13 protein-coding genes and 1 pseudogene are annotated in these 9,492 nt (G+C 30.4%); 3 read left to right on the top strand and 11 right to left on the bottom strand.

Going from position 1 to position 9,492, the window contains the following annotated elements:
* From EXC59_RS06980 to EXC59_RS06990, 3 genes and pseudogenes are all read right to left on the bottom strand, one after another.
* Positions 1-781, bottom strand: a pseudogene (locus tag EXC59_RS06980) (DUF5011 domain-containing protein); the annotation flags it as partial.
* 21 nt (positions 782-802) lie between these two features.
* Positions 803-1,540 (bottom strand): S1 family peptidase, encoded by a 738-nt coding sequence (locus EXC59_RS06985; RefSeq protein ID WP_035370105.1) that lies wholly within the window; start codon positions 1,538-1,540, stop codon positions 803-805.
* A gap of 68 nt (positions 1,541-1,608) precedes the next feature.
* Positions 1,609-1,875, bottom strand: coding sequence for a hypothetical protein (locus EXC59_RS06990; RefSeq protein WP_162849178.1), 267 nt, complete (start codon positions 1,873-1,875; stop codon positions 1,609-1,611).
* 117 nt (positions 1,876-1,992) lie between these two features.
* On the opposite strand from EXC59_RS06990, the gene EXC59_RS07160 reads away from it, so the two are divergent.
* Positions 1,993-2,130: a hypothetical protein gene (locus EXC59_RS07160; RefSeq protein WP_156952797.1), complete on the top strand. Its 138-nt coding sequence runs from the start codon at positions 1,993-1,995 to the stop codon at positions 2,128-2,130.
* A gap of 555 nt (positions 2,131-2,685) precedes the next feature.
* Here EXC59_RS07160 and EXC59_RS06995 read toward each other — a convergent pair.
* The 3 genes from EXC59_RS06995 to EXC59_RS07005 all read right to left on the bottom strand — a co-directional run bounded on the left by EXC59_RS06995 (position 2,686) and on the right by EXC59_RS07005 (position 4,421).
* Positions 2,686-3,477 carry a hypothetical protein gene (locus tag EXC59_RS06995; RefSeq protein ID WP_035370103.1) on the bottom strand — a complete coding sequence of 264 codons (792 nt, stop codon included), beginning with the start codon at positions 3,475-3,477 and terminating at the stop codon, positions 2,686-2,688.
* A 209-nt stretch (positions 3,478-3,686) separates the two neighbouring features.
* Positions 3,687-3,962, bottom strand: coding sequence for a hypothetical protein (locus EXC59_RS07000; protein WP_035370102.1), 276 nt, complete (start codon positions 3,960-3,962; stop codon positions 3,687-3,689).
* 228 nt (positions 3,963-4,190) lie between these two features.
* Positions 4,191-4,421, bottom strand: coding sequence for a hypothetical protein (locus EXC59_RS07005; protein WP_162164097.1), 231 nt, complete (start codon positions 4,419-4,421; stop codon positions 4,191-4,193).
* Between the two features lie 261 nt (positions 4,422-4,682).
* Here EXC59_RS07005 and EXC59_RS07010 point away from each other — a divergent pair, with 261 nt between their 5' ends.
* A complete protein-coding gene (locus tag EXC59_RS07010) occupies positions 4,683-4,922 on the top strand; it encodes a helix-turn-helix transcriptional regulator (RefSeq protein ID WP_035370113.1) in 240 nt (79 codons plus the stop codon).
* Positions 4,909-5,580, top strand: coding sequence for a DnaD domain protein (locus EXC59_RS07015; protein ID WP_035370112.1), 672 nt, complete (start codon positions 4,909-4,911; stop codon positions 5,578-5,580). The genes EXC59_RS07010 and EXC59_RS07015 overlap by 14 nt, the downstream gene beginning before the upstream one ends.
* A gap of 2 nt (positions 5,581-5,582) precedes the next feature.
* Here EXC59_RS07015 and EXC59_RS07020 read toward each other — a convergent pair whose 3' ends face one another.
* The 5 genes from EXC59_RS07020 to EXC59_RS07165 form a co-directional block, all read right to left on the bottom strand.
* Positions 5,583-6,440 (bottom strand): tyrosine-type recombinase/integrase, encoded by an 858-nt coding sequence (locus tag EXC59_RS07020; protein WP_035370111.1) that lies wholly within the window; start codon positions 6,438-6,440, stop codon positions 5,583-5,585.
* Between the two features lie 173 nt (positions 6,441-6,613).
* Positions 6,614-6,970: a hypothetical protein gene (locus EXC59_RS07025; protein ID WP_035370110.1), complete on the bottom strand. Its 357-nt coding sequence runs from the start codon at positions 6,968-6,970 to the stop codon at positions 6,614-6,616.
* Entirely contained in the window at positions 6,970-7,911 is a 942-nt protein-coding gene (locus tag EXC59_RS07030; protein WP_035370109.1) for a hypothetical protein, read from the bottom strand. Before EXC59_RS07030 ends, EXC59_RS07025 begins: the two co-directional genes overlap by 1 nt.
* Before the next feature lie 4 nt (positions 7,912-7,915).
* Positions 7,916-8,143, bottom strand: a complete 228-nt coding sequence (locus tag EXC59_RS07035; protein WP_035370108.1) for a hypothetical protein — start codon at positions 8,141-8,143, stop codon at positions 7,916-7,918.
* On the bottom strand, positions 8,131-9,492 hold a 1,362-nt coding region (locus EXC59_RS07165; RefSeq protein WP_162849191.1), incomplete at its 5' end, for a hypothetical protein. The genes EXC59_RS07035 and EXC59_RS07165, both read right to left, overlap by 13 nt.

A 9,492-nucleotide genomic window follows, 5' to 3' on the forward strand; every position in this document is an offset into this window, starting at 1 on the left:
ATGTTTGAGTATAAGAAATTTGAACTTTTGATGAGTTACCTGTAATCACTGGTTTTGTGACATCGACAACTGAAATTTTAACTTCAAGTGTTGATTCATTGTTTGCGCTGTCCTTAACCCCAAACACAACTGTATAAGTTCCTAAAATTGACTTATTTGTTGTGTAATTGTCTGATACAACATAAATATTGTTAGTGATGTTACCATCTGTTTCATCAATAGCTGTTAAGTAACCTTGGAAGAAGGATAACGGTTTAGGATCATCAACTGAAGTAACAAATGTTTCTTGCCCACTAATAACTGGGCGTAAGTTTGATGAAATCATAATTGCATATACAGCGTATGGATTTGAAATTTCTGTTGCAAAATCATCAATATATGTTGAAAGTCCACCCGAATATTTAACGCCATCTAAGTAAATATCAATTTTAGTTCCGTCATAATTGATGTGAACTCTATTTACTGAACCAGTTCCGGTGATTGTAATTGGTTGATTTGCTGCGCCTTTAATCTCGAGACCATAGTCAATATTTGGATTAGTAAAAGAATCAGCATAATCATCAATTAGACCTATTAATCCACCAGGATATGCTACACCATCTAAATAAACAGTGTAGCCATAATTTCCGTTACCATCATAATCAATAATAAAGTTAGTATATGATTCCCCATTTATTGTTATTTCTGAAGCACTATTAGCAGCAAATGTTTTTTGCGTGGTTAATGCCACCCCAATTAGTGAACAAAATACCATTAATAAACTTAGTAATTTTTTATTCATATAAATCCCTACTTTCTAATTTTATAAATTAAATAAACTTAAATACTCTAAAACTTTGCTTGTTGGAATTGCATAACTTTGAACTAAATCCCCATTTAGATCTAGCGCAGCTGCAACATTAATCCCAACAAGTTTCCCAGAAGCATCAAACAAGCCACCACCACTATTTCCATGTGTGATTGATACGTTATGACTAATCACCTGGAACGGAAAATTCTCGATATTTACCATGTTTTGATAGTAACCATTAGTTATTGACCTAGTGCCGTTTGGATAGCCCACAGCAGTCAATAAAACAGTTGAATTTAATGGATTTGTTCTTACATCTGGAATCACAAATTCACTAGCTAGTTTTTCAAACTTTATTAAACCTAAATCATAAATTTCTGAAATTAATTGTTGTGCCTGGTTTAATGAAATCTTTGATGCTTGGTATTGATTGCCCAGATAATCATATAGATCTAGTGCAACAGTTTCATAATTATCTTTATCTAAAACGTGATAGTTGGTTATTGCATAATAGTAAGTTTCATCTTCATGAATAACAACAGCGCTTGCTGTCTTATTTAACATTTGATTGTTTCCTTGTAATGTATGCACAAGCTTTAGAACTGACCTTGAACTGTCGGCACTATTTTCAATTGGACTATGATTTATTGGTTCATCTGGTATCACAGCTTGTGTAGGCGTGAAGTCATATAAACATACAAAGAGTAATAAACCAAATGCACCTAAGAGAAGTATTAATTTCTTTAACATAAGATGAACTCCTTTCTTAGATAACACTTAAAGGCCATTGATTAAAACCAACGGCCTACAGTATTAAATTATTTAGACTTAACTACGAAATAACCACCCACACCAAGAACAGCGATAATTAATGCGTATAATCCAACATACTGTTCAAAGTGACTGCGTAGATCAACAAACCATTCGATGAATTTCATCAATGACTCAGGAGTCTCTGCAGAAGTTGGAATCTGTGGCACAAGCATCATCATGAATAGGAAAATCCCTACAATGATTAAAACAGCTAATAAAATTTTATTAGTTGCTAAACTCTTACGTTTTGCCATGATTAAAGTTCCTTTCATAAGTATTTGATACTAGGTATCATGCTTTAAAGGTAACTTTAAAAAAACTAACTTTCAAATTAGCTGACCAACTTTTATTTAAAAAATAGTACAACATTACATGAAAGGGGGAAAAATATGGAAAAAGATATAAAAGATTTAATTAAATTTGGCATTAATTATAACTACAAAGATTGTTACTTGAAAATAACTTACTCTGATCAGGTTCATAAACATAATGAAATAACAATTCCTTACAATGAATTAAAACTATAGAAAGAGATGATGGATCTCTTTTTTGCACTAAAATTGCAATTAAACCAAGTCCAAGCATAATTTTAAGAATACATGGGGTGACACCTAGGGTGTGGGAACGGTAGAGGGGTAAAACCCCTAAGTGTCCCACGCTTTTTCTTTTCGGCCAGTAAGTGCGTGAACGAAGTGAACATAAGGCGGCCAAAAGTCATTCAGTGGTTAGTTGTAAGTTATGATGTATATTTAAAGAATGACTTTTTCACTGAGCGCACTTCCTTTCTTGTTTTAAAACGAATTCAAGGGCTTGCCCTTAGAATTCATTTAATTATTAAACTATTTTATTTAACTCATATATATATATGTCCCATTTTTAGAAATATATGACATATAAATCTCTTTTTTATACTGATTGTTCCATTTTTGGACTAATATTGATGAAAAATAAAACACCCAGATTTTCGAGTGTTAATCAATCGCTATTTTTCTCTTATTTGTAGTTGAATTTGCTATTTTTAAAGACTTTTTTAGTCGTTTGAAGTCTTATATATAACGCTAAACAACCCTTAAAATAAGGGTTTATTTTATGCTATTAAAGATTCTATCAATGGCATCACTTTCTGCTCTAGTTGGTTCTTTATATAAGAATTTAATGAAGTTAGCACGTTTATCAATAACTTCTTGATTGTGCTGTCTTTGTTTAGAAACATAGTGATCTAAAAGCACTAATGTATAGATACAAGCTTCAACTTTATTAGCTTCAATTAATCCAGTTTCTGTGAATTGTTTTAATAAGTAATACATAGTTGATTTTGATAAGCCAAAAGAACTGCTTAAATCTTTAGCAGTTGTTTCAACAGTTCTATTAGCTCTTTGCTGAGATAAACGAGTTAATTTACCTAATACGATACGTGCATTAGCCGAAAATGTCTTTTGTTTATTTTGTTTAGTTGTTACATATTTATTTTGAAGCATATCTGTTGTAATAAATGCTTCAGATGAACTTTCAGTTGTTGCATCTAGGTTATAGTTAAGGTTGTAATATGAAACGCCATACTTAGTTGCCACAGTAGTAACTAGACCTAATTTCTCTAGCTCATTAATTGATCTATAAAATTGAGTTCTTGAGATACCTAAAGTCTTATAAACTTCTTCCTTAGATTTCTTCATTTTAACTGGATGATTGTGTTTGTGGAATGATTTTCTAATTGGTCTAGGAACTAAAAAGAATAAGCCTGAATAGAGTAAAATACTAGATTCTGATGCATCTAGTGATAATAAGTATTTATCGAACTTTAAAGCTACGCCTTTACGTGCGCTCATCACTTTATTAAGTTCTAATTTAGTTAACTTATCCAGTGTATGACTCATTCTTATTCCCTTTCATTATTCTTTAGATTTTTAAAATAAATCCCTTTTAAAATTTACTTTAAGAATCTACCTGGTAGAGAGAGTTACCAGGTAAACTCATTTTTCTCTTTCTATGTAGCGTTTTTTTATTTTAATGCACCCATAATGTGGTTTGCGTAACTTATTATCATTAACAATTTCACCTATTGTTTTTTATATATTTCAACATTTTATCCATCATATCTGGTAACTTTCATTTTTTTATTAGTAATCTTATTAATGACTGTTTGACCAATATAAATTGGATCTTTATTATCTAGCCATTTAATGGCTTCTTCCCTACTGTCGAAAAATTCAGTCCATGCATCGCCAGTTGTATTATCGCAAGCTACGTAGCCTTTTCCATCACGTGCATAAAACTTTCCAATAGGCTCATACTTTCCAGTATCATCATTGAGTGAGATTATATCACTGATAAAAGTTGCAGTGACAAATTGCTTTTTCATTTCCCTTATTCCTCCATGTGAATCTATTTTAAATTCTGGATATGGTTGACTAAGACTCACATGGAGGCGAATCGATTATTCAACCACATCCAGAATCCACTTAGCGATAGGAGTTACTAAGTAGATCCATAAGGGGAAAGAAGAATAACAAGAATGCATAACACAAAGAGTCTATTAACTTCTTGGTATGCTACCACACATACTTTTAAATTTAATAGACTCTTTCTATCATTGTGGTAGATATGAATTTTTTTTGATTTGATAAAGTCTTTTTTCGTATTCTATGCGATACACGATTTTATTAACTTTCCATTTTTTATAATTAAGAATTTCAATAAAGAATTTAATAGCATTTTCTTTAGAGTTAAGTTGTTTTTGAACAAACTTAAATTTTCTATAATCACCAAGTTTATTAACTTCAAGTTCTGCATTTAACTTTTCAATAATACATTCAAACATTAATAACACTCCTTGAAATAAATAAAAATACACATCAGATGATGTGCATTATATTCATTGGACTCCAAAACCGTTTGTATGGGTTCGAATCCTGTTGCCCCCGCCATTATATTATTAACGAGAGCTGCAATATAATGCAGCTATATTTTGAGACTTAATGACCGTTTTAAATTGTCATTTCATCTTTATGATAAATCAAAACTGTCGTGATGTCAATGTATTTGATAAATTAAATTTGTCAAAAGAAAACGGAGGTTATCTATGGAATTACCTAAACTGAAGGAATTTAGAGAGGCCGCTAAGTTAAGTCAACGAGATATTGCTAAATTACTAGATATGACACAAGCAAACTATTGGGCTTTGGAGAAAGGCAAATCAATAGCTAATGCAAAGCAAATCCTACAATTATGTGATTTGTTCAAATGCACTCCAAATGATTTATTTGGAATTCGCGGAATATATGAAGTCGCAACTAAAGGATGGGATGATGATGAAGCGTAATCTTTCCTTAAGAATCCGCCAAACTCAACTACTTAAATTTAAACCCAAACCAACTAATGTTTTTCCTATTCAAAGTTATGATGATTATGTATATCATCAATTTTTGAATACTAAAGATATAGAATACTTTTCTAACGAAAAAAACTTCATTCACATATTAGAAAACTTTTCACTAAATTTAACTATCTATAATAAAAAAAATGCAATAGATTTTTTCATGGAATATTATTATGGATCAATATTGCCTATTGAACCAGGAATTATGAACTGTGTCCTTTTCTATACTCTTATGAGTAAAAATGGTCATTTCACAAATAAAACTTATTTAAGTAAAGTAATAGAAAATTGGTATAGTATTGGAATTGATACAACAGTCAAAGCCTATTTCCACATGATGTATGAAATCAGTTATAAAAAGAATAAATCATTACACCTTAACTCACTTAGATATTTTAGATCTAAATATAATTATTCATCTATGGATGTTGCAAATTTTTTAAATGTTCCTGAGTCAGTTTATCTTCAAATGGAAAGGAATACGCTTCCGTTGAACTCCACACAAATAATCAACCTATGTAACTTGTTTAAATGCTCAGCCGATGATTTGCTTTTCTATTCAAAGATATTTGAAAAAATTACAGTTAATTGGGATGTTTAATTTTAATCAATTAAAAACTTATCTTTGTAATCTGACATAATTTTACTTTGTCTGATATGTATATACCTGTCTAACGACTTCCCATCACTATGTCCAGTCATTCTTTGCAAGGTCTTTCTATCAACACCAGAGTCAATCATTATTGTTGCAAAACTGTGCCTAAACATATGTGCATGAAATTTTTCAAAATTAAATTTTCTTTTGTATTTCCTCATCAAATTTTCTAAATCTGATTTAGTCATTTGTTTATTTGTATTTGGATTTACAAATAAATATTTATCAGTATTCATTTTACACAGCTCTTGAATAATTGGAGCTGTTTTTTCTTTAAACGGAACAATTCTATCTTCAAATGTTTTTGTTTTTGTAAATTTAATTAAATTATATTCGAAATCAATATTCTTCTTTTCAATATTAATAAGCTCTGTTCTTCTACAGCCCGTTTCCATTAAAATTAAAAACACTGCAGCTTCATATATATTTCTCTCGGTCATAGGTAAAGAATAGAAATATTTTCTCATTCTCCTTATATCAGCAAGCTCAATATAATCATATGTAACTAATCTCTGTTTTAGTTTAGGTATTCTTTGCAAATATTCAAATTCTATTCCAAACGCCCTATAACATCTCTGAAGATTTCCTATTCTCATGTTTATAGTTCTATTGCTACAAACTTCTTTCATTTCAAAAATATATTTTGTAAGTTTTGATTCTGTTAGATCTTCAACATTAATAACTTCATTTTTTTCGCACCAAGATACTAGATGTTGATAGTGTGACTTATAGTGTTCATATGTTCCTTTAGATAGTTCTAAAGCAATTTTATTCAAATGTTTTTCAGTTAATTCTTTGATTGTCATTCTTCTTTTCCTTTCATATTAGAAAGGTTGCGCAACCAGTTATAATTGATATATCAGCCATATTAACAGCATTTTATGTCACTTTTCAAGTGAAGTTATAAAATATCAATTACACAGAAAAAAACAACAATAAAGATAACGGCATATATATAAGAATATATATATGCCATTTTTTATTTTGTCTTATCCTTTTCTTTCTTCAATGCTGCTAGAGTATCTTTAAGCTTAATTTTATCTGCTTCAAGTTTTGCATTTTCTTCCTTGATTTCTTCAAGTTTGTTTTTATTCGCAAAATACTCTTTTCTCATGGCTTCAAACTGGTTTTGCAAATCCTTATAACTTTCCCATTCAACCCCTTTTTGAATTTGGATTTGTTCAAGTTCTTTTCGTTTATCATCAAGTTCTCGATCTAAAGCTTGTTTCTTTCTGATAGGAATAAATAACCCCCACCAAAATAATGCATAACATGAAACGAGAATTACAACAATTATTAAGATTTGAATAAATGAATATATTAAGTCAGTGTTCATTATGGTTTTGCCTCCAGTTTTAGAATAGGTTTATTTTCAAAGTCTTTTTTCATGTTAAGTGGGTTGAAGTATCTCATTTCTTCCTGGAGTGTATTCTCATAGAACCAAACACGTTTATTGGTAAGTTCATATTCGCCACTGCCTTTAGGTGTAACTTTAAATGATTTAATTCGCCAACCCTTAATAACAAATCTATATTTACCAGTTTCTAACCAATACTTATAATCAAATCCCTTTTTAACTTTTGGTTCATGATACCAATTTAATAATTGCATCAATTGAATATCTCCTTTTGGAAGTTGTGAAATGAAGTAGAACAAGTCAATTCCTTGATGGCGCTGTGTTCCTAATGCACCAATTAATGGTAAAAATTCATTGTTATATTTTGATTCTTTGTTATTTCTTTGGTTATATTGTGTAAGCATTTCTTCATAAACAATGAAGTTAAATTTCTTGGTATCAATTGCATATTTTTGTTCGCCATCAATGAATAGATCAGAAGGCTTAAATCTTTGATGTAAATAGTAACTTGCTCCAGATAAGTTAATTCTAGGCAACTCCATTTGTGCAGTCGTTAAGCTTACCTTACCAGTTAAATAGGCATAGTCCATCATCGCATGATAAGTCATCGTAGATTTACCACTTCCAGGCTTACCATAAATATAGTGCGCACCAACTTCGAAGATTGGTAGTTTTTCTTTATCTGGTTTCATTCGCCATAAATCATAGAGAATTAAAGCCCAGTGAATTGGATATGTTGTATAACGTGCAAACTTTGAAAAATCACTAAATACTTGAATGTAAAACTGAATTAAACTATTATGAAAACTCATTAGCTTAACAGTTATATTTGATAAAAATTCAACAAGACTTTTAATTTTCTTTTGATATGTATCTATGAAGTTAAATAACCAATCTATATATTTGTCCACTTTATCCATATGATTACTCCAATAATGGCGCAGCAAATTTGAAGTAAAAGTAGAATAAAACAGCTGCAACAATTAATACTAAAATCACATAAGCAGGGTGCTTCATAATTGTTCTAAATGAATCAGCTAATCGTGCGCTCCATTTAATAAATCCAGCAGTTGCTAGAATAGAAAATAATAGAATAATTGCAGGACTTAACGAACCTAAATACTTTTTAGCAATTTCAACTACTTCAACCATGGATAGATCACCAACGATTTTATAATGCTAGTCCAATTAACTACGACAAAATAAACCAAAATTGATAGAATCAATGAACCAACCACGTATTTAAAGTTGAATCCATTTCTAGTGATTAACTGCCCCTTAGTAAAGCCAATTGCTAGTGATAAAACAAAGATGATTAACGGAATTAATAAAGGTGAAAATTCTTTATTATCTTCGTTTGCGATGCCATCAACTTTAGGTTCAACAGTGATTAAAAGATTCATATCTTTTCCAACTGTAGTGTAAAGCTTGTCATCTGTTTTATAAACAATCTCAATAATCTTTAAATTCTTTGGATCATCTGGATTATCTGGATTGTTATAAAATTCGGTTTGAATCTTACCAAACCAACCTAGTTCGAACTCTTTACCTTCTTGCAGCGCAAATGCCCAGACTTTATATCTTGGGTTGTCTTTTAACTGTGTAAATGAAGCATTTACTTTTTGATATTCGGCTTCAATTTCTTGTTTAGATACGTTGTAATAACTTGGTAAATTAGTAAAATCTAATGCTTGAATTCTAGGCATCTCATAATAAGTCGTAGCTCTTAATCCTAAGAAAATTAAATTGTATCCAGGAATCATCCATTCCCATGTGCTTGTTAAGTTTCTATAGTGTAAAGTATCTTCACTTGTGTGGCTCCAGATAAATGTCTTCCAATCTGTATATCTTGTAACCAGTCCAAACCATTCATCTGATCGTTGTCTAGAAGTGTAGCTTAAGGTTGTTGAAATAATATTATCCATGATGAATTCATCAACATAATAATAAGCTATTAAAGCACCTTGATTGTTTTGTTTAACATAAGCATAAGCGTTATACTTTTCCATTTTAGTTATGGTATTTGTATTTAAGTCCCAAATAACATGTGGAACGAATGCTGGCTTTTTATCACTTCCTGCAGATAACATATCTCTTAGATATAATCTGTCTTTAGTTAGATTAATAAAGATTTGTGGTTTATTGCTGCGTTTCATGAAGTAAATTTCTTCAGCATCAAAAATAGTCATATCAGTTTGTGAACTAAAATTATATTTTAAAGTGTAAGGCGTGCCATCATACCAGATAGTAACAATGACTTCATTTCCATTAACAGTGAAATATACATTACCCAGCACATTTTCTGCAGTCATTGGTAAATCTTGGACTGAATCAAATTCAGTTGGATTATCTACAATTGCAAGGTAGTAACGAATTTCAAAACTAAAATTCTCACCCACAATGTAAGTTCCTAAAAATTTGCCGTCATTGTTAATGCTATCAACAGTGGTTTGGTTTACTTCATAATATCCACCCCATGCAGCAAAATACATCACACGCAT

It is taken from the genome of Acholeplasma hippikon (assembly GCF_900660755.1).
GTDB classification, from domain to species: Bacteria; Bacillota_I; Bacilli_A; order Acholeplasmatales; family Acholeplasmataceae; genus Acholeplasma; species Acholeplasma hippikon.